Consider the following 19161-nt stretch of genomic DNA (forward strand, 5'->3'; position numbering starts at 1 on the left):
GGATGCGCGGGCATCCCCCAAAACACGAGCGGCGGCCTCGCGCTGGTCGCACGGGCCGCCGCCGATGATCGGTGACTTAAAGTGTGCCTTAGGCCGACGCAACCGCGTCGTCGGCGGTGGCGAGCGACTGGGTCACCGAGCCGCCGGCCTTCTCGATCGCCTCGACCGCCGACTTCGACGCCCGGGAAACCTGGAAGGTCAGCTTGGCGGTCAGCTCGCCGACGCCGAGGATCTTCACCCCGTCGCGGGCCTTGGAGACCACGCCGGCGGCGATCAGCGACTCGACGGTCACGGGAGCCGAGACGTCCAGCTTGCCGGCATCCACCGCCTGCTGGATGCGACCAATGTTGACCGCGTTGAGGTCGGTCGCGCCCGGGTTGTTGAAGCCGCGCTTGGGCAGGCGACGGTGGAGCGGCATCTGGCCGCCCTCGAAGCCCTTGATGGCGACGCCGGAGCGCGCCTTCTGGCCCTTCACGCCACGGCCGCCGGTCTTGCCCTTGCCGGAGCCGATACCACGGCCGACGCGCATCCGCTTCTTGGTTGCGCCTTCGTTGTCACGGATTTCGTTGAGCTTCATGATGCCCTCCTCAAGCCGCGTCGTCGAGAACGCGCACGAGGTGATGCACCTTCGCGATCATGCCGCGCACCGAGGGGGTGTCCTCCAGCGTCGCGATGCGGTGCATCTTGTTCAGCTTCAGGCCGACCAGCGTCTGACGCTGGCTGGCCTCGCGGCGGATCGGCGAGCCGATCTGCTGCACGCGGACGGTCTTCTTCTCAGCCATCGGAGCGCCTCCTTACGCCGCGTCGGCGGAATCGGCCGAAGCGGCCGAGTCGGCGTCACGACGGCGGGCCTGGAGGGCCGACACCTTGAGACCGCGGCGGGCCGCGACCGAACGGGGGGAATCCTCGTTCTTCAGCGCGTCGAAGGTGGCGCGCACGAGGTTGTAGGGGTTCGAGGAGCCGAGCGACTTCGCCACGACGTCCTGCATGCCCAGGGTCTCGAAGACGGCGCGCATCGGGCCGCCGGCGATGATGCCGGTGCCGGCCGGGGCGGCGCGCAGGATGACCTTGCCGGCGCCGTGACGGCCCTGGACGTCATGGTGCAGGGTGCGGCCCTCGCGGAGCGCCACGCGGACGAGACCGCGCTTGGCGGCTTCCGTCGCCTTGCGGATGGCCTCGGGAACCTCACGGGCCTTGCCGTGACCGAAACCGACGCGGCCCTTCTGGTCGCCGACGACGACGAGCGCCGCGAAACCGAAGCGACGGCCGCCCTTCACCACCTTGGCGACGCGGTTGATGTGGACCAGCTTGTCCACGAACTCGCTGTCGCGCTCCTCGCGGTCGTCGCGGCGACGACCCTCACGCTCACGTGCCATGTGTCATGTCCATTCGACTGACGCGGGCGGCGGTCCCGCTCGCAAAGTTTCGATCCGCCGTAACGAGAGAGGGAGCCGCGTCGGCCCCCTCGTCTCCTGGGACATCGTGCCGATCCGGAAGGGGCGGCGCTCGACGAGCGCCCTCCCCTCGCGCGGGATCAGAAGTCCAGGCCGCCCTCGCGGGCCGCGTCGGCCAGGGCCTTGACCCGGCCGTGATAGAGGTAGCCCGAGCGGTCGAAGATGACCTGGCTCACGCCGGCCGCCTTGGCACGCTCCGCCACCAGCTTGCCGACCTCCGTCGCGGCGGCCTTGTCGGCGCCGGTCTTGAGACGGCCGCGCAGGTCCTTCTCCAGGCTCGACGCGGCGGCCAGGGTGCGGCCGGTCGCGTCGTCGATGACCTGGACGTAGATCTGCTTGGAGGAGCGGAACACCGAGAGCCGCGGACGACCGTTGGCCGCCTTGCGGATCGCCCGCCGGACGCGCGCGCGGCGCCGGTCGAGCAGTTCGATTTTGCGAGACATCGGCGGTCCTTACTTCTTCTTGCCTTCCTTGCGGAAGATGAACTCGCCGGCGTACTTGACGCCCTTGCCCTTGTAGGGCTCGGGGCCGCGATAATCGCGGATCTCCGCCGCGACCTGACCGACGCGCTGCTTGTCGATCCCGGTGACGATGATCTCGACCGGCCGGGGCGTGGCGATCGAGATCCCTTCCGGGATCGCGTACTCGATGTCGTGGCTGTAGCCGAGCGACAGCTTGAGAACCTTGCCGGCAACCGCAGCACGGTAGCCGACGCCGTTGATCTCGAGCTTCTTCTCGTAGCCCTTGGTGACGCCCTCGACCAGGTTCGACACCTGGGCGCGGGAGAGACCCCACATCGCGCGGGCCTCCTTGGACTGCGACCGGGGCTGGACCGAGATCGCGCCGTTCTCGTGCGCCACCGACACCTGGTCGGGGACCCGGAACTGCAGCTCGCCCTTCTGGCCCTTGATCTTGACGTTCTGGCCGTCGACGGTGGCGGTCACGCCGGCCGGGACGGTCACGGGCTTCTTGCCTACGCGGGACATGCTCGTCTTTCCTTTTCGGCTGTCAGGGTCTGCAGGTCAGAAGACCTTGCAGAGCACCTCGCCGCCGACGTTGCGCTCGCGCGCCTCGTGGTCGGCCATGACGCCCTGAGGGGTGGAGACGATGGTGATGCCCAGGCCGTCGGCGACGCGCGGCAGGGTATCGACCGACGAGTAGACCCGGCGGCCCGGCTTGGAGACGCGCTCGATCGAGCGGATCACCGGCTGGCCGTCGAAGTACTTGAGCTCGATCGCGAACTCGGTGCGCCCGTTGCCGTAATCGGTCGTGGCGTAGTCGCGGATGTAGCCCTCGGACTTCAGGACGTCGAGGACGCGCGCCCGCAGCTTGGAGCCGGGGGTCTGCACGACGTTGCGACGACGCATCTGGCCGTTGCGGATGCGGGTGAGCATATCGCCCACGGGATCGTTGATCATCTGTGGCGCCCTCCCCTTACCAGCTGGACTTGACCAGACCGGGGATCAGCCCCCGGGAACCCAGGTCGCGGAGCGCGACGCGGGAGATGCCGAGCTTACGGTAGTAAGCGCGGGGACGGCCGGTCATCTCGCAGCGGTTGCGGATGCGGGTCGGGCTGGAGTTGCGGGGCAGCTCCGCCAGCTTGAGGCGCGCCTCGAAGCGCTCCTCCATCGACAGCGACTCGTCGTTGGCGGTCGCCAGCAGCGCCTCGCGCTTCGGCGCGTAGAGCTTCACGAGCTCCCGCCGCTGCTTGTTCTTCTCGATCTTGCTCGTCTTAGCCATGTTCTAGCTCTCCAGTGTCCGCGTATGGGGGCGGTCAGCCCTCACTGCCGGAACGGGAAGTTGAAGTGCTTCAGGAGCGCCCGGGCCTCGGCATCGGTCTTGGCGGTGGTCGCCACGACGATGTCCATGCCCCAGGTGTTCTGGGCCTTGTCGTAGTTGATCTCGGGGAACACCAGGTGCTCCTTGATCCCGAGGGCGTAGTTGCCGCGCCCGTCGAACGACTTCGGGTTCAGGCCGCGGAAGTCACGCACGCGCGGCAGCGCAATGGTGATCAGGCGATCCATGAACTCGTACATCCGCTGCTTGCGCAGTGTGACCTTGCAGCCGATCGGCATGTTCTCGCGGACCTTGAAGGTCGCGATCGCCTTGCGGGCCCGGGTGATGACCGGCTTCTGGCCGACGATCAGGCCGAGATCCTCGGCGGCGACCGTGGCCTTCTTGGAGTCCTGGGTCGACTCGCCGACGCCCATGTTGACGACGATCTTCTCGATCGTCGGCACCTGCATGGGGTTGGTGTAGCCGAACTCCTCGATCAGCTTGGGACGCACCACTTCCTCGTAGTGCTTCTTGAGCCGCGGGGTGTACCCGTCCTTGAGCGCCTCAGCCATCGATCAGATCTCCCGAGCGCTTCGCGAAGCGAACCTTGCGCCCGTCTTCCAGAATGCGAAAACCAACCCGGGTGGGCTTGCCGTCCTTGGGGTCGGCGACCGCCAGGTTCGACAGGTGGATCGCCGCCTCCTTGGAGATGATCCCGCCCTCGGAGGTCTGGGTCTGGCGCGTATGGCGCTTCACCAGATTGATCCCCCGGACGAGCGCCCGGTCTTCCTTCGGCATCACCTGGATGACCTCGCCGGTGCGACCCTTGTCGCGGCCGGTCAGGACGACGACCTTGTCGCCCTTCTTCACCTTCGCAGCCATTACAGCACCTCCGGCGCCAGCGAGATGATCTTCATGTGGTTGCGAGCCCGCAGCTCGCGCGGCACGGGTCCGAAGATACGCGTGCCGATCGGCTCCTTCTGGTTGTTGATCAGCACCGCCGCGTTGCGGTCGAAGCGGATCACCGAACCGTCGGCCCGACGGACGTCCTTGGCGGTGCGAACGACGACCGCCTTCATGACGTCGCCCTTCTTCACGCGGCCCCGCGGAATAGCCTCCTTCACCGACACCACGATGATGTCGCCGACGCCGGCATACTTGCGCTTGGAACCGCCGAGCACCTTGATGCACATCACGCGACGTGCGCCGGAATTGTCGGCGACGTCCAGATTCGTCTGCATCTGGATCACGGCCTAACGCCCTTTCCTTGTTTCAGGCAGGTCTCCGTCGGGCACGATTGCCCGGCGGACGGCAGCCTGATGGGGATCTCGCGTCCCCGTCCATTAAAAGACCGCGCTGCAGCGCGATTGCTCGCGCTGGCGCGGTCAACGAACGCGATGAGGAGCGCGTCACACGCCCTTCATGTTTCGGTGGAGGCCGGCCGATTACACCGGATCGACCGTCCTGACAAGGCCTCGGGGGCACCAAAGGGCGCCCCCGACCGGCTTTGCGGCATCGCACGCCCGAAGGCGCGGCGCCCTACGCCTCGGCGGTCGCGACGGCCTCGCCCTCGACCAGCTTCCAGGTCTTGAGCTTGGAATAGGGCCGCGACTCCTCGATGAACACCTGCTGGCCGACCTTGGCCGCGTTGTTCTCGTCGTGAGCGTGGTAGTTCTTCGACCGGCGGATGGTCTTCTTCATCACCGGATGGGTGAAGCGACGCTCCACCTTCACGACGATGGTCTTGTCCTGCTTGTCGCTGACGACGACGCCCTGCAGCACGCGCTTCGGCATGGTGGTAACTCCCCCTTAGCCCTGCGCCGCCTGCAGCGTCTTCTGGCGCTGCAGGGTACGGACGCGGGCGATGTCGCGGCGCACTTCGCGCACCCGGGCGACGTTCTCGAGCTGACCCGTGGCCCGCTGGAAGCGCAGGTTGAACTGCTCCTTCTTCAGGTTCAGGAGCTCCTCGCCGAGCTGATCCGGCGACAGCGCGCTCAGGTCAGACAGCCTCTGGCTCGACTTCATCTCGAATATTCTCCTCAGTCGGCGATGCGCTGGATGAAGCGCGTGCGGACCGGCAGCTTGGCGGCACCCAGGCGCAACGCCTCGCGGGCGATGTCCTCGGCCACGCCGTCGATCTCGAACATGATGCGGCCCGGATGCACGCGGGCGGCCCAGTATTCGGGCGCGCCCTTGCCGGAGCCCATGCGGACTTCGGTCGGCTTCGCGGTCACGGGGACGTCGGGGAAGATCCGGATCCAGACCCGGCCCTGACGCTTCATCTCGCGGGTGATCGCGCGGCGGGCCGCCTCGATCTGACGCGCGGTGATCCGCTCCGGCTCCATGGCCTTGAGGCCGTAGGAGCCGAAGTTCAGATCGGTTCCGCCCTTCGCGGCGCCGTGGATGCGGCCCTTGAACTGCTTGCGGAACTTCGTCTTCTTGGGTTGCAGCATGGCAGCCTCTCAAAACTGAAGGGCGGGAGACGGGCGGCCCTTAGGCCGCCGCGTCCCGTCCGCCGCGCTCGCCACGCTCACGGTCGCGACGTCCGCCCGAACGGCCGCCCTCCTCGTGCGCGCGCTTGTCCTGGGCCATCGGGTCGTGCTCGAGGATCTCGCCCTTGAACACCCACACCTTGATGCCGCAGGTGCCGTAGGTCGTGAACGCCGTGGCCGTGCCGTAATCGACGTCGGCGCGCAGGGTATGCAGGGGCACGCGGCCCTCGCGGTACCACTCGAGCCGGGCGATCTCGGCGCCGCCGAGGCGGCCGGCGCAGTTGATGCGGATGCCCTCGGCGCCCAGACGCATCGCCGACTGCACGGCGCGCTTCATGGCACGACGGAAGGCGACGCGGCGCTCGAGCTGCTGGGCGATCGAGTCGGCCACCAGGGTGGCGTCGATCTCGGGCTTGCGCACCTCGACGATGTTGATCGTCACGTCGGCCTTGGTCATCGAGTTGACGAGCTTGCGCAGCTTCTCGATGTCCGCACCCTTCTTGCCGATCACCACGCCCGGACGACCCGAGTGGATGGTGACGCGGCACTTCTTGTGCGGGCGCTCGATGACGATCTTGGAGACCGCGGCCTGCTTGAGCTGCTTGAGCAGCGCTTTGCGGATCGCGACGTCCTCGTGCATCAGGCGAGCGTACTCGCCCTTGTTGGCGTACCAGCGCGAGTCCCAGGTCCGGTTGATGCCGAGACGCAGACCGATCGGATTGACTTTCTGACCCATCGGTCCCTCCTCAGGCGACTTCGGCCGGGACTTCGCGCACCACGATGGTGAGGTTCGCGAACGGCTTCAGGATGCGGGCGCCACGGCCGCGGGCGCGGGCGTGGAAGCGCTTGAGAACCAGCGCCTTGCCGACATAGGCCTCCTTCACGACGAGATCGTCCACGTCCAGGTCGTGGTTGTTCTCGGCGTTGGCGATGGCGCTCTCGAGGCACTTGCGGACGTCGACCGCGATCCGCTTGCGCGAGAACTGCAGGTCGGCGAGCGCGTGCGAGACCTTCTTGCCGCGGATGAGCTGAGCCACGAGGTTCAGCTTCTGCGGGCTGACGCGCAGCATGCGCGCCACGGCCTTGGCCTCGTTCTCGGGGAGCGCGCGGGGTGCTGCTGCCTTGCCCATCTTAGCGCCTCTTCGCCTTCTTGTCGGCCGCGTGACCGTGGAAGGTGCGGGTCGGCGAGAACTCGCCGAACTTGTGACCGACCATTTCCTCGGAAACGTAGACCGGGATGTGCTTCTGCCCGTTGTAGACCCCGAAGGTCAGACCAACGAAATGCGGAAGGATCGTGGAGCGACGGCTCCAGATCTTGATCACCTCGTTGCGGCTCGCGCCGCGCGCGGCGTCCGCCTTCTTGAGGAGGTAGCCGTCGATGAACGGCCCCTTCCAGATTGAACGTGCCATGGGACGACGCCCTTACTTCTTGCGGTTGTGGCGGCTCGACACGATGAACGTGTCGGTGCGCTTGTTCGAGCGGGTCTTCTTGCCCTTGGTGGGGACACCCCACGGCGTGACCGGATGACGACCGCCCGACGTGCGACCCTCGCCGCCGCCGTGCGGGTGGTCGACCGGGTTCATCGCGACGCCGCGGTTATGCGGACGCTTGCCGAGCCAGCGGTTGCGACCCGCCTTGCCGAGCGAGATGTTCATGTGGTCGGGGTTCGAGACCGCGCCCACCGTGGCGTAGCACTGGCCGTGCACCAGGCGCTGCTCGCCCGAGTTCAGGCGGAGCGTGACGTAGCCCTGGTCGCGGCCGACGATCTGGGCGTAGTTGCCCGCGGACCGGGCGATCGCCCCGCCCTTGCCGATCTTCAGCTCGACATTGTGCACGATCGTGCCGACCGGCATGCTGCCGAGCGGCATGGCGTTGCCGGGCTTGATGTCGACCTGCTCGCCCGACACGACCTTGTCGCCGGCCTTCACGCGCTGCGGAGCCAGGATGTAGCTCTGCGCGCCGCCCTCGTAGCTGACGAGGGCGATGAACGCCGTGCGGTTGGGATCGTACTCGATCCGCTCGACCGTGCCGACCTTGCCGGCGTGCTCACGCCGCTTAAAGTCGATGAGGCGCAGCGTCCGCTTGTGGCCACCGCCGCGGAAGCGGACGGTGACGCGGCCGAGGTTGTTGCGGCCGCCGGTGGACGACTTGCCCACCGTCAGCGCCTTGACCGGCTTGCCCTTGTAGAGCTCCGAACGGTCCACGATCACGAGCTGGCGAAGGCTCGGCGTGACCGGCTTGAATGTCTTCAAAGCCATTGGCTTGTTTCCTTACGCCGTTCCCTCAGAGCCCGGTCGTGACGTCGATCGTCTGGCCCTCTTCGAGGGTGACGATCGCCTTTTTCACGTCCGAACGCTGACCGCGCTGACCGCGGAACATCTTGGCCTTGCCCTTGGTGACGAGCGTGTTGACGCTCTTCACCTTGACCTCGAACAGCTTCTCGACCGCTTCCTTGATCTGCGGCTTCGTCGCCTTCGGGGCCACCCGGAACACAACCTTGTTGAGCTCCGAGAGGTTCGTCGCCTTCTCGGTGATGACCGGGGAGACGATCACGTCGTAGTGGCGCGGATCAGCGCTCATTTGAATCGCGCCTCCAGCGCATCGACGGCGGCGCGGGTCAGCACGAGCTTCTCGCGGCGCAGGATGTCGTAGACGTTGATGCCCTGCACCGGCAGGACGTCGATCTGCGGCAGGTTGCGGGCCGCACGGGCGAAGTTCTGGTCGAGCTCGGCGCCGCCGATGATCAGGGCGTTCGAGAGCGACAGCTTGCCGAACCGCTCCTTGAGCGCCTTGGTCTTGCCCTCGTCGAGGCGGGCGTCGTCCATGACGATCAGGGCCGCGCTCTTGGCCTTGGCCGAGAGGGCGTGGCGGAGCGCCAGCGCCCGGACCTTCTTGGGAAGGTCGTGGGCGTGCGAGCGGGTGACCGGGCCGTGGGCCCGGGCGCCGCCGCGGAACTGCGGGGCGGAGGCAGCGCCGTGACGGGCGTTACCGGTGCCCTTCTGCTTGTAGAGCTTCTTGGTCGTGCGGGCGATCTCGCCGCGCTGCTTGGTCTGGTGGGTCCCAGCCTGGCGCTTGGCGAGCTGCCAGCGGACGCAGCGCTGCAGCAGGTCGGCGCGGGGCTCGAGACCGAAGATGGCCTCGTCGAGCTCGACCGAGCCGGCCTCGGCGCCGTCGAGCGTGGTGATCTCGAACTTCATCACGCGTTCTCCTCGGTGGCCGGAGCCGCGGGAGCCTCGACCTGGGCGTCGGCAGGGGTCTCCTGCGCCGCAGCGGTCTGCTCGCGGAACTTGCCCGGCATCGGCACGTCGGCCGGCAGCTTGCGCTTCACGGCGTCGCGGACGAAGATCCAGCCGCCGTCGACACCCGGCACCGAGCCCTCGACCAGGATCAGGCCGCGCTCGACATCGGTGCGCACGACGCGCAGGTTCTGGGTCGTGACCCGCTCGACACCGAGGTGACCCGGCATCTTCTTGTTCTTGAAGGTCTTGCCCGGGTCCTGACGGCCGCCGGTCGAACCGATCGACCGGTGCGAGATCGACACGCCGTGCGTGGCGCGCAGACCGCCGAAGTTCCAGCGCTTCATGCCGCCGGCGAAGCCCTTACCGGTGGTCGTGCCCGTCACGTCGACGAACTGACCCGCCAGGAAGTGGTCCGCGGTGATCTCGGCACCGACCGGGATGATCGCATCCTCGGTGACGCGGAACTCGGCCAGCTTGCGCTTCGGCTCGACCTTCGCGACCGCGAAGTGGCCGCGCTGGGCCTTGGACACGTTCTTGACCTTGGCCTTGCCGACGCCCACCTGGAGCGCGACGTAGCCGTTTTTCTCGACCGTGCGGTGGGCCACCACCTGGCACTGATCGACCTTGAGCACCGTGACCGGAACATGCTCGCCGGCGTCCGTGAAGACGCGGGTCATGCCGACCTTCTGTGCAATGACTCCTGAGCGCATGGTTCTCCCCCGCGCGGCCTAGTGAAGCTCTAAGAACCCGCGGGTCCTCAGAGCTTGATCTCCACGTCGACGCCGGCGGCGAGGTCGAGCTTCATCAGCGCGTCCACGGTCTGGGGCGTCGGATCGACGATGTCGAGCACGCGCTTGTGGGTGCGCATCTCGAACTGCTCGCGCGACTTCTTGTCGATGTGGGGCGAGCGGTTGACGGTGAAGCGCTCGATCCGGGTCGGCAGCGGGATGGGCCCGCGGACCTGGGCCCCGGTCCGCTTCGCCGTCGAGACGATCTCGCGGGTCGACGAATCCAGGATGCGATGATCGAACGCCTTGAGGCGAATACGGATGTTCTGGCCGTTCATGTGATGTCTACCTCGCGACGGGATGGGGCGGGCACGAGGCCCGCCCCGTCACCTGTCCGCTCGTGGAAGCGCCTGGACGCTTACTCGGTGATGGAGGCGACGACGCCGGCGCCGACGGTGCGGCCGCCCTCGCGGATGGCGAAGCGGAGCTTCTCCTCCATGGCGACCGGCACGATCAGCGTGACGTCCATGGTCACGTTGTCGCCCGGCATCACCATCTCGGTGCCCTCGGGGAGCTGGCACACGCCGGTCACGTCCGTGGTCCGGAAGTAGAACTGCGGACGGTAGTTGGTGAAGAACGGCGTGTGGCGCCCGCCCTCCTCCTTGGTCAGGATGTACGCCTCGGCCTTGAACCGGGTGTGCGGCTTCACCGAACCCGGCTTGCACACGACCTGGCCGCGCTCCACGTCCTCGCGCTTCGTGCCGCGCAGCAGCACGCCGACGTTGTCGCCCGCCTGGCCCTGGTCGAGCAGCTTGCGGAACATCTCGACGCCGGTCACCGTCGTCGTCGTGGTCGGGCGGATGCCGACGATCTCGACCGTCTCGCCGACCTTGATGATCCCGCGCTCGACGCGGCCCGTCACCACCGTGCCGCGGCCCGAGATCGAGAACACGTCCTCGATCGGCATCAGGAACGGCAGGTCGATCGGACGCTCCGGCTGCGGGATGTAGGCGTCGACCGTCTTCATCAGCTCGAGCACCGCCTCGTGGCCGATCTTCGGCTCGCGGTTCTCCAGCGCGCACAACGCCGAGCCCTTGGTGATCGGGATGTCGTCACCCGGGAAGTCGTACTTCGAGAGCAGCTCGCGCACCTCGAGCTCGACGAGGTCGAGGAGCTCCGGATCGTCGACCATGTCGACCTTGTTCATGAACACCACCAGCGCCGGCACGCCGACCTGGCGGGCGAGCAGGATGTGCTCGCGGGTCTGGGGCATCGGGCCGTCGGCGGCCGACACGACCAGGATCGCGCCGTCCATCTGGGCGGCGCCGGTGATCATGTTCTTCACGTAGTCGGCGTGGCCGGGGCAGTCGACGTGCGCGTAGTGGCGGTTCTGGGTCTCGTACTCGACGTGGGCGGTCGAGATCGTGATGCCGCGCGCCTTCTCCTCCGGCGCCTTGTCGATCTGGTCGTAGGCGGTGAAGGTCGCGCCGCCGGTCTCGGCCAGCACCTTGGTGATCGCCGCGGTCAGCGAGGTCTTGCCATGGTCAACGTGACCGATGGTGCCGATGTTGCAGTGCGGCTTCGTCCGCGAAAACTTTTCCTTGGCCATCGCCAATACTCCGTCGATCGAATGCAAGCGAAATAGTCTGGATCGGTGCCCGCCATGGCGGGCACCGGAAGCTGAGAGGCGGCCCGAGCCAGGGCCATCTCATCAAGCGTCGGTTCGCCTTAGGCGTACTTGGCAACCACCTTCTCGGCCTCGCCGCGCGGGACCTCTTCGTAGTGGTCGAACTGCATCGTGAAGTTCGCGCGGCCCTGGGTGAAGGAGCGCAGCTGGTTCACGTAGCCGAACATGTTGGCGAGCGGCACCATCGCGTTGATGACGTTGGCGTTGCCGCGCATGTCCTGACCCTGGATCTGACCGCGCCGGGAGTTCAGGTCGCCGATGACCGAACCGGTATAGTCCTCCGGGGTCACGACCTCGACCTTCATCACCGGCTCGAGCAGGACCGAGCCACCCTTCTGCAGCGCCTCGCGGAGTGCCGCCCGCGACGCGATCTCGAAGGCCAGCGCCGAGGAGTCGACCTCGTGGTAGGCGCCGTCGATCAGCTCCACCTTGATGTCGACCACCGGGAAGCCCGCCAGGATACCGGCGGTCAGCACGCTGTTGAGGCCCTTCTCGACGCCCGGGATGTACTCCTTGGGCACCGAGCCGCCGACGATCTTCGACTCGAACGCGTAGCCGGCACCCGGCTCGTTCGGCTCGACCACGAACTTCACCCGCGCGAACTGGCCGGTACCACCGGTCTGCTTCTTGTGGGTGTAGTCGATCTCGGTGCGCTTGGTCAGCTTCTCCCGGTACGCGACCTGCGGCTGGCCGATATTGGCCTCGACCTTGTAGGTGCGCTTCAGGATGTCGACCTTGATGTCGAGGTGGAGCTCGCCCATCCCCTTCAGGATGGTCTGGCCCGACTCCTGGTCGGTCGAGACCCGGAAGGACGGATCCTCGGCGGCGAGCTTCGAGAGCGCGATGCCGAGCTTCTCCTGGTCCGCCTTGGACTTGGGCTCGACGGCGATCTCGATGACCGGCTCCGGGAACTCCATCTTCTCGAGGATCACGGCCTTGGTCGGGTCGCACAGCGTGTCGCCGGTGCGGGTGTCCTTGAGACCCGCGAGCGCCACGATGTCACCGGCGAACGCCTCCTTGATGTCCTCGCGGTTGTTCGCGTGCATCAGGAGCATGCGGCCGACCCGCTCCTTCTTGTCGCGGGTCGAGTTGATGACGTTCGCGCCCGAATCGATCTTGCCCGAATACACGCGGCAGAAGGTGATCGTGCCGACGTGGGGATCGTCCATGATCTTGAAGGCGAGCATGGAGAACGGATCGGAGTCGAGGGGACGCCGAACGACCTCTTCCTCGGTCTTGAAGTCGATGCCCTTGATCTCGCCGCGATCGGCGGGAGACGGCAGGAAGTCGACGACCGCGTCGAGCAGGGGCTGCACGCCCTTGTTCTTGAACGCCGAGCCGCACAGCACGGGGTGGAAGGCACGGCGCTGCACGGCCGTGCGCACCAGCTTGCGCATGGTGTCCTGGTCGGGCTCGACGCCGTCGAGGTAGGCCGCCATCGCGTCGTCGTCCATCTCGACGCAGGCCTCGACGAGCTTGGTGCGGTACTCCGCAGCCTGGTCGGCGAGGTCGGCCGGGATCTCTTCCTCGGCGTAATTGGCGCCCAGCGCCTCACCCGACCACACGATCGCCTTCATCTTGATCAGGTCGATCACGCCCTTGAAGGAGCTCTCGGCGCCGATCGGCAGCTGCAGGCAGACCGGCTTGCCGGCCACGCGGTCGATGATGTCGGCGACGCACTTGAAGAAGTCGGCGCCGATCTTGTCCATCTTGTTGACGAACACGACGCGCGGCACGTCGTACTTGTCCGCCTGGCGCCACACCGTCTCGGTCTGGGGCTCGACGCCCTGGTTGCCGTCGAGCACGCAGACCGCGCCGTCGAGCACGCGCAGCGACCGCTCCACCTCGATGGTGAAGTCGACGTGCCCGGGGGTGTCGATGATGTTCAGGCGCTTGTCGCGCCAGAAGCAGGTGGTCGCAGCCGAGGTGATCGTGATGCCACGCTCCTGCTCCTGCTCCATCCAGTCCATGGTGGCGGCGCCCTCATGGACCTCGCCGATCTTATGGGACTTGCCGGTGTAGTAGAGGATCCGCTCGGTCGTCGTGGTCTTGCCGGCATCGATGTGGGCCATGATGCCGAAGTTGCGGTAGTCCTCGATCGCGTGCGTGCGGGGCATCGGGGGGCTCCTGAAGGTAGGGGCCGCCGCACCAGGAGGGCGGCGGCGAAGCAGCGTTTACCAGCGGTAGTGCGAGAACGCGCGGTTGGCCTCGGCCATCCGGTGGGTGTCCTCGCGCTTCTTCACGGCGTTGCCGCGGTTGTTGGCGGCGTCGAGCAGCTCGGCCGACAGGCGCTCGACCATGGTGCGGTCGTTGCGCGAGCGGGCGGCCTGGATCAGCCAGCGGATCGCCAGCGCCTGACGGCGCTCGGTGCGGACCTCGACCGGGACCTGGTAGGTCGCGCCGCCGACGCGGCGGGAGCGGACCTCGATCGCCGGGGCGACGTTGTCGAGGGCGGCGCGGAACACCTCGATCGGGTTCGCCTTCGCGCGGGCCTCGATGATGTCGAACGCGCCGTACACGATGGTCTCGGCGACCGACTTCTTGCCCTCATACATCACCGAGTTCATGAACTTGGTGAGGACGACGTCGCCGTACTTGGCGTCGGGGATGATCTCGCGCTTCTCGGCGCTGTGGCGGCGGGACATCGCTCGCTCCGTCTAACTTCTAAAAATCAACTGTTGTGCCCCAACGCAGGCCGCCTGGAGCCTCTCGGGCCGGCGACATCCTTGCGGGACAAGCGATATTGGGTACCGGGTCCGCGTCTTACTTCGGACGCTTGGCGCCGTACTTCGAGCGACGCTGCTTGCGGTTCTTGACGCCCTGGGTGTCGAGCACGCCGCGCAGGATGTGGTAGCGCACGCCCGGAAGATCCTTCACGCGGCCGCCGCGGATCATCACCACGGAGTGCTCCTGAAGGTTGTGACCCTCGCCCGGGATGTAGCCGATGACCTCGAAGCCGTTGGTCAGGCGAACCTTGGCGACCTTACGCAGCGCCGAGTTCGGCTTCTTCGGGGTCGTGGTGTAGACGCGGGTGCAGACGCCACGCTTCTGCGGGCAGGCGTCGAGAGCCGGCACCTTGTTGCGGGCCTTCTGCGCCTTCCGCGGATTGGCGATCAGCTGGTTGATCGTCGGCATGCCATTCCTCTCGCAACGCGTCGCCGTCCTGGCGACCGTCGTTTCTCAAATCTCGTCTGAACGACCGTCGCCCCAGGATGGAGCGCAACGCAAATCGCGCCCCAGGCTGAAACCAGCCTTTGGCGCGCCATGCGAGCAGAGGACCACCAGGGGACAGGCCCCAGCGATCATGCCGGTCTGACACGTGTCAGTCGCTTGAAGTTCGGTCGCGTTTAGGAGACTTGGATCGAGGCACGAGGGGCACGTCGATCAGCTGTCGCCTACGGCCAGCCGTTCAGTAGGAGGGCCTATTACGGGCTGGTAGCCGGGGCGTCAAGCAGAAACTTTCTCTTAAAGCTTGGCTGCTTACGCGAAAAGGCCGGCGCCCCGGATAGGGCGCCGGCCTTCGTCTGGAGATGCGGCGGGCGACGATGCCCGCCGCCGGAAAGCGCCCTGCCCTACTCGGCCGCCGGGAGCTGCTCGGCGACCGCCGCGCCGCTCTCGGCCGACTTCTGGGCCATGATCAGGCCGTCGCGGCGGCGCGCGATCGACTTGATGTCGGCGATCATCGCGCCGGTGCCCGCCGGGATCAGCGAGCCGACGATGACGTTCTCCTTCAGGCCCTCGAGGTTGTCGACCTTGCCGTTGACCGCCGCCTCGGTGAGGACGCGGGTGGTCTCCTGGAACGAGGCCGCCGAGATGAACGAGCGGGTCTGCAGCGACGCCTTGGTGATGCCGAGCAGGACCGGGACGCCCTGGATCGGCTTCTTGCCCTCGGCGAGCAGCTTCTCGTTGAACTCGGCCAGCTCCATCCGGTCGATCTGGTCGCCCGTCAGGATCTCGGAATCGCCGCCGTCGGTGATCTCCACCTTCTGCAGCATCTGCCGGACGATCACCTCGATGTGCTTGTCGTTGATCGACACGCCCTGGAGCCGGTAGACCTCCTGGATCTCGTTGACGAGGTAGGCGGCGAGCTCCTCGACGCCCTTGATCGCCAGGATGTCGTGCGGCGCCGGGTTGCCGTCGACGATGAAGTCGCCGAGCTCGACCACGTCGCCGTCCTGCAGGTGGATGTGCTTGCCCTTCGGGATCAGGTACTCCACCGGCTCCGAGCCGTCATGCGGGGTCAGGCTCAGGCGGCGCTTGTTCTTGTAGTCGCGCCCGAACGAGATCGTGCCGGACTTCTCGGCGATGATCGCCGCGTCCTTCGGCCGACGGGCCTCGAACAGCTCCGCCACCCGCGGCAGACCGCCGGTGATGTCGCGGGTCTTGGCGCTGTCGGTCGAGACGCGGGCGAGGATGTCGCCGGCCTTGACCCGGGTGCCCGGATCGACGCCGATGATCGCCTCGACCGGCAGGATCGAGCGGGCATCCGAACCGCGCGGCAGCTTCTGCACGCGGCCGTTCTGGTCGTGGACCGCGATCGCCGGACGCAGGTCCGCCGTCCGCGCCGAGCCGCGCCAGTCGATGACGACGCGCTTGGCGATGCCGGTCGACTCGTCGGTCGTCTCGGTGATCGACTGGCCGTCGATCAGGTCCTCGTAGGCCACGATGCCGTCGATCTCGGTCAGGATCGGCCGGGTGTAGGGATCCCACTCGGCGATGCGCTGGCCGCGCTTGATCGCGTCGCCCTCGTCGACACGGACGCGGGCGCCGTATTGCAGGCGGTGGACCGCCCGCTCGGTGCCGTCCGGCCCGACGATCACGACCGCGACGTTGCGGCCGATCGCGACGAGGTCGCCGTCCGAGTTGCGGGCGAGACCGCGGTTGCGGATCCGCACCGTGCCCTCGAAGCTCGACTCGATGAAGGACGAGTCGGCGATCTGGGCCGCGCCGCCGATGTGGAAGGTGCGCATCGTGAGCTGGGTGCCCGGCTCGCCGATCGACTGCGCCGCGATGACGCCGACGGCCTCGCCCATGTTGACGGGCGTGCCGCGGGCGAGGTCGCGCCCGTAGCAGGTGGCGCAGACGCCGTTCCGGGTCGCGCAGACCAGGACCGAGCGGATCTTCACCTCCTGGATGCCGGCCTTGGTGATCGGCTCGAGGTGCTTCTCCTCGATCGTCTCGCCCTTGGCGACGATGATCGAGCCGTCATTGGCGACCAGGTCCTCGGCCGTGGCGCGGCCGAGGATGCGGGTCGCCAGCGAGGCCACGACCTGGCCGGCATCGATGATCGCGCGCATCCGGATGCCGCTCTCGGTGCCGCAATCCACCTCGCGGATCACCGCGTCCTGCGCCACGTCGACGAGGCGGCGGGTCAGGTAGCCGGAATTGGCGGTCTTGAGCGCGGTGTCGGCCAGACCCTTGCGGGCGCCGTGCGTCGAGTTGAAGTACTCGAGAACGTCGAGGCCTTCCTTGAAGTTCGAGATGATCGGGGTCTCGATGATCTCGCCCGAGGGCTTGGCCATCAGACCGCGCATCGCCGCGAGCTGCTTCATCTGCGCCGGCGAGCCACGGGCGCCGGAGTGGCTCATCATGTAGATCGAGTTGACCTGCTTGTCGGCGCCGTGCTCGTCCTTCTGCACGGACGAGATGCGGTTCATCATCTCGCCGGCGAGACGGTCGGAGCACTTGGCCCAGGCGTCCACGACCTTGTTGTACTTCTCGCCCTGGGTGATCAGGCCGTCCTGGTACTGCTGCTCGTAATCCTTCACGAGCGTGCGGGTCTCGTCGACGATCGACCACTTGTTGTCCGGCACCACCATGTCGTCCTTGCCGAACGAGATGCCGGCCCGGAAGGCGTGGATGAAGCCCAGACCCATGATCCGGTCGCAGAAGATCACCGACTCCTTCTGACCGCAATGGCGGTAGACGGTGTCGATCATCGCCGAGATCTCCTTCTTCGTCATCAGCTTGTTGACGACGTCGAAGGGGACGCGCTTGTGGCGCGGCAGCACGCTCGACAGGATCACCCGGCCCGGGGTGGTGTCGTAGATCCGCGAGACCTCGTTGCCCTCGGAATCCAGACCCTTCCAGCGCCACTTGATCTTGGTGTGCAGCGTCACGGTGCGGGCCGCGAGCGCGTGCTCGAGCTCGCCGAAATCGCCGAACACGCCCCGCATCGGGTTCTTCGGATCGTTCGGCTTGTGCTCACCCGGCGACCCGTCGGCGACGATCGACAGGTAGTACAGGCCGAGCACGATGTCCTGCGACGGCACGATGATCGGCGCGCCGTTGGCCGGGTGCAGGATGTTGTTGGTCGACATCATGAGGACGCGCGCTTCCAGCTGCGCCTCGAGCGACAGCGGGACGTGCACGGCCATCTGGTCGCCGTCGAAGTCGGCGTTGAACGCGGCGCAGACCAGCGGGTGCAGCTGGATCGCCTTGCCCTCGATCAGCTTCGGCTCGAAGGCCTGGATGCCGAGCCGGTGCAGCGTCGGCGCCCGGTTCAGCATCACGGGGTGCTCGCGGATCACCTCGTCCAGGATGTCCCAGACTTCCGGCTTCTCCTTCTCGACGAGCTTCTTGGCCTGCTTCACCGTGGCCGAGAAGCCCTTGGCGTCGAGGCGCGCGTAGATGAACGGCTTGAACAGCTCGAGCGCCATCTTCTTGGGCAGCCCGCACTGGTGCAGCTTCAGCTCCGGGCCGACCACGATGACCGAGCGGCCGGAATAGTCGACGCGCTTGCCGAGCAGGTTCTGGCGGAACCGGCCCTGCTTGCCCTTCAGCATGTCGGCGAGCGACTTCAGCGGGCGCTTGTTGGCGCCCGTGATGACGCGGCCGCGCCGCCCGTTGTCGAACAGCGCGTCGACCGCCTCCTGCAGCATCCGCTTCTCGTTGCGGATGATGATGTCCGGCGCGCGCAGCTCGATCAGCCGCTTGAGGCGGTTGTTGCGGTTGATGACGCGGCGGTAGAGGTCGTTGAGGTCCGAGGTCGCGAAGCGGCCGCCGTCGAGCGGCACGAGCGGGCGCAGGTCCGGCGGGATCACCGGCACGACCGTCAGGATCATCCATTCCGGCCGGTTGCCCGACATCTGGAACGCCTCAATGATCTTGAGGCGCTTGAGGAGCTTCTTGGGCTTCAGCTCGGAGGTGGTGGTGGCGATCTCCTCGCGCAGGTCGGCCGCGATCTTGTCGAGGTCGAGCTCCTGCAGGATGCGCCGGATCGCCTCCGCGCCGATCATGGCGGTGAACGAGTCCTCGCCGTACTCCTCCTGCGCGCGCAGGTACTCCTCCTCCGACAGGAGCTGACGCTCCTTCAGGGGGGTGAGGCCCGGCTCGATGGTGACGTAGGACTCGAAGTACAGGATGCGCTCGAGATCCTTGAGCGCCATGTCGAGCAGCAGGCCGATGCGGCTCGGCAGCGACTTCAGGAACCAGATATGGGCGACGGGCGCGGCGAGCTCGATATGGCCCATGCGGTCGCGACGGACGCGCGCGAGGGTCACCTCGACGCCGCACTTCTCGCAGATCACGCCCTTGTACTTCATGCGCTTGTACTTGCCGCACAAGCACTCGTAGTCCTTGATCGGCCCGAAGATCCGGGCACAGAACAGGCCGTCACGCTCGGGCTTGAACGTGCGATAGTTGATGGTCTCGGGCTTCTTGATCTCGCCGTAGGACCAGGACAGGATCTTCTCAGGCGACGAGATCGAGATCTTGATCTGGTCGAAGCTCTGAGGCTGAGCCTGCTGGTTGAAAAGATTCATGACCTCTTGGTTCATGATCTG

The 19161-nt window shown here is 66.9% G+C and carries 26 protein-coding genes; all 26 read right to left on the reverse strand.

Annotation, left to right across the window (positions count from 1 at the left end):
* Positions 1-88 precede the first annotated feature (88 nt).
* The 26 genes from rplO to rpoC all read right to left on the reverse strand — a co-directional run bounded on the left by rplO (position 89) and on the right by rpoC (position 19155).
* Positions 89-577, reverse strand: a complete 489-nt coding sequence (gene rplO, locus miv_RS06185; protein WP_048425832.1) for a 50S ribosomal protein L15 — start codon at positions 575-577, stop codon at positions 89-91.
* A 10-nt stretch (positions 578-587) separates the two neighbouring features.
* Positions 588-782 (reverse strand): 50S ribosomal protein L30, encoded by a 195-nt coding sequence (rpmD, locus tag miv_RS06190; RefSeq protein WP_048425831.1) that lies wholly within the window; start codon positions 780-782, stop codon positions 588-590.
* Between the two features lie 12 nt (positions 783-794).
* Positions 795-1376, reverse strand: a complete 582-nt coding sequence (rpsE, locus tag miv_RS06195; RefSeq protein WP_048425830.1) for a 30S ribosomal protein S5 — start codon at positions 1374-1376, stop codon at positions 795-797.
* 158 nt (positions 1377-1534) lie between these two features.
* Positions 1535-1897 (reverse strand): 50S ribosomal protein L18, encoded by a 363-nt coding sequence (gene rplR, locus miv_RS06200; RefSeq protein WP_048425829.1) that lies wholly within the window; start codon positions 1895-1897, stop codon positions 1535-1537.
* 9 nt (positions 1898-1906) lie between these two features.
* A complete protein-coding gene (gene rplF / locus miv_RS06205) occupies positions 1907-2440 on the reverse strand; it encodes a 50S ribosomal protein L6 (RefSeq protein WP_048425828.1) in 534 nt (177 codons plus the stop codon).
* Between the two features lie 36 nt (positions 2441-2476).
* Positions 2477-2872, reverse strand: coding sequence for a 30S ribosomal protein S8 (rpsH, locus tag miv_RS06210; protein ID WP_048425827.1), 396 nt, complete (start codon positions 2870-2872; stop codon positions 2477-2479).
* A 16-nt stretch (positions 2873-2888) separates the two neighbouring features.
* On the reverse strand, positions 2889-3194 hold the full coding sequence (gene rpsN, locus miv_RS06215; RefSeq protein WP_048425826.1) for a 30S ribosomal protein S14: 306 nt from the start codon (positions 3192-3194) through the stop codon (positions 2889-2891).
* Positions 3195-3235: 41 nt separating this feature from the next.
* On the reverse strand, positions 3236-3802 hold the full coding sequence (rplE, locus tag miv_RS06220) for a 50S ribosomal protein L5 (protein ID WP_048425825.1): 567 nt from the start codon (positions 3800-3802) through the stop codon (positions 3236-3238).
* On the reverse strand, positions 3795-4112 hold the full coding sequence (gene rplX / locus miv_RS06225; RefSeq protein WP_048425824.1) for a 50S ribosomal protein L24: 318 nt from the start codon (positions 4110-4112) through the stop codon (positions 3795-3797). The genes rplE and rplX overlap by 8 nt, the downstream gene beginning before the upstream one ends.
* Complete coding sequence (gene rplN / locus miv_RS06230; RefSeq protein ID WP_048425823.1) at positions 4112-4480, reverse strand: 50S ribosomal protein L14; 369 nt, start codon at positions 4478-4480, stop codon at positions 4112-4114. Before rplN ends, rplX begins: the two co-directional genes overlap by 1 nt.
* A 289-nt stretch (positions 4481-4769) precedes the next feature.
* Positions 4770-5024, reverse strand: coding sequence for a 30S ribosomal protein S17 (gene rpsQ / locus miv_RS06235; protein ID WP_048425822.1), 255 nt, complete (start codon positions 5022-5024; stop codon positions 4770-4772).
* A 15-nt stretch (positions 5025-5039) separates the two neighbouring features.
* A complete protein-coding gene (gene rpmC / locus miv_RS06240; RefSeq protein WP_048425821.1) occupies positions 5040-5255 on the reverse strand; it encodes a 50S ribosomal protein L29 in 216 nt (71 codons plus the stop codon).
* 14 nt (positions 5256-5269) lie between these two features.
* The gene (gene rplP / locus miv_RS06245; RefSeq protein WP_048425820.1) at positions 5270-5683 is read right to left on the reverse strand and encodes a 50S ribosomal protein L16; all 414 of its coding nucleotides are present in this window, start codon (positions 5681-5683) and stop codon (positions 5270-5272) included.
* Positions 5684-5723: 40 nt separating this feature from the next.
* Positions 5724-6458 carry a 30S ribosomal protein S3 gene (rpsC, locus tag miv_RS06250; protein WP_048425819.1) on the reverse strand — a complete coding sequence of 245 codons (735 nt, stop codon included), beginning with the start codon at positions 6456-6458 and terminating at the stop codon, positions 5724-5726.
* A 10-nt stretch (positions 6459-6468) separates the two neighbouring features.
* A complete protein-coding gene (gene rplV / locus miv_RS06255; protein WP_048425818.1) occupies positions 6469-6852 on the reverse strand; it encodes a 50S ribosomal protein L22 in 384 nt (127 codons plus the stop codon).
* A gap of 1 nt (position 6853) precedes the next feature.
* Positions 6854-7132 (reverse strand): 30S ribosomal protein S19, encoded by a 279-nt coding sequence (rpsS, locus tag miv_RS06260; protein WP_048425817.1) that lies wholly within the window; start codon positions 7130-7132, stop codon positions 6854-6856.
* Positions 7133-7144: 12 nt separating this feature from the next.
* Positions 7145-7981: a 50S ribosomal protein L2 gene (rplB, locus tag miv_RS06265; protein ID WP_048425816.1), complete on the reverse strand. Its 837-nt coding sequence runs from the start codon at positions 7979-7981 to the stop codon at positions 7145-7147.
* Between the two features lie 25 nt (positions 7982-8006).
* Positions 8007-8303 carry a 50S ribosomal protein L23 gene (locus tag miv_RS06270; protein ID WP_048425815.1) on the reverse strand — a complete coding sequence of 99 codons (297 nt, stop codon included), beginning with the start codon at positions 8301-8303 and terminating at the stop codon, positions 8007-8009.
* Positions 8300-8920 (reverse strand): 50S ribosomal protein L4, encoded by a 621-nt coding sequence (rplD, locus tag miv_RS06275; RefSeq protein ID WP_207181899.1) that lies wholly within the window; start codon positions 8918-8920, stop codon positions 8300-8302. The genes miv_RS06270 and rplD overlap by 4 nt, the downstream gene beginning before the upstream one ends.
* Complete coding sequence (gene rplC, locus miv_RS06280) at positions 8920-9672, reverse strand: 50S ribosomal protein L3 (protein ID WP_048425813.1); 753 nt, start codon at positions 9670-9672, stop codon at positions 8920-8922. The genes rplD and rplC overlap by 1 nt, the downstream gene beginning before the upstream one ends.
* A gap of 47 nt (positions 9673-9719) precedes the next feature.
* Positions 9720-10028: a 30S ribosomal protein S10 gene (rpsJ, locus tag miv_RS06285; RefSeq protein ID WP_012330343.1), complete on the reverse strand. Its 309-nt coding sequence runs from the start codon at positions 10026-10028 to the stop codon at positions 9720-9722.
* Positions 10029-10108: 80 nt separating this feature from the next.
* The gene (gene tuf, locus miv_RS06290) at positions 10109-11299 is read right to left on the reverse strand and encodes an elongation factor Tu (protein ID WP_058617276.1); all 1191 of its coding nucleotides are present in this window, start codon (positions 11297-11299) and stop codon (positions 10109-10111) included.
* A 119-nt stretch (positions 11300-11418) separates the two neighbouring features.
* Positions 11419-13494, reverse strand: coding sequence for an elongation factor G (gene fusA / locus miv_RS06295; RefSeq protein WP_048429406.1), 2076 nt, complete (start codon positions 13492-13494; stop codon positions 11419-11421).
* A gap of 57 nt (positions 13495-13551) precedes the next feature.
* On the reverse strand, positions 13552-14022 hold the full coding sequence (rpsG, locus tag miv_RS06300; RefSeq protein WP_048429407.1) for a 30S ribosomal protein S7: 471 nt from the start codon (positions 14020-14022) through the stop codon (positions 13552-13554).
* 118 nt (positions 14023-14140) lie between these two features.
* A complete protein-coding gene (rpsL, locus tag miv_RS06305) occupies positions 14141-14512 on the reverse strand; it encodes a 30S ribosomal protein S12 (RefSeq protein ID WP_048429408.1) in 372 nt (123 codons plus the stop codon).
* A 437-nt stretch (positions 14513-14949) separates the two neighbouring features.
* Complete coding sequence (gene rpoC / locus miv_RS06310) at positions 14950-19155, reverse strand: DNA-directed RNA polymerase subunit beta' (RefSeq protein ID WP_048429409.1); 4206 nt, start codon at positions 19153-19155, stop codon at positions 14950-14952.
* Positions 19156-19161: the final 6 nt, after the last annotated feature.

Origin of the sequence: Methylobacterium indicum, assembly GCF_017347565.1 — a bacterium.
In the GTDB taxonomy this organism is placed as follows: Bacteria; Pseudomonadota; Alphaproteobacteria; order Rhizobiales; family Beijerinckiaceae; genus Methylobacterium; species Methylobacterium indicum.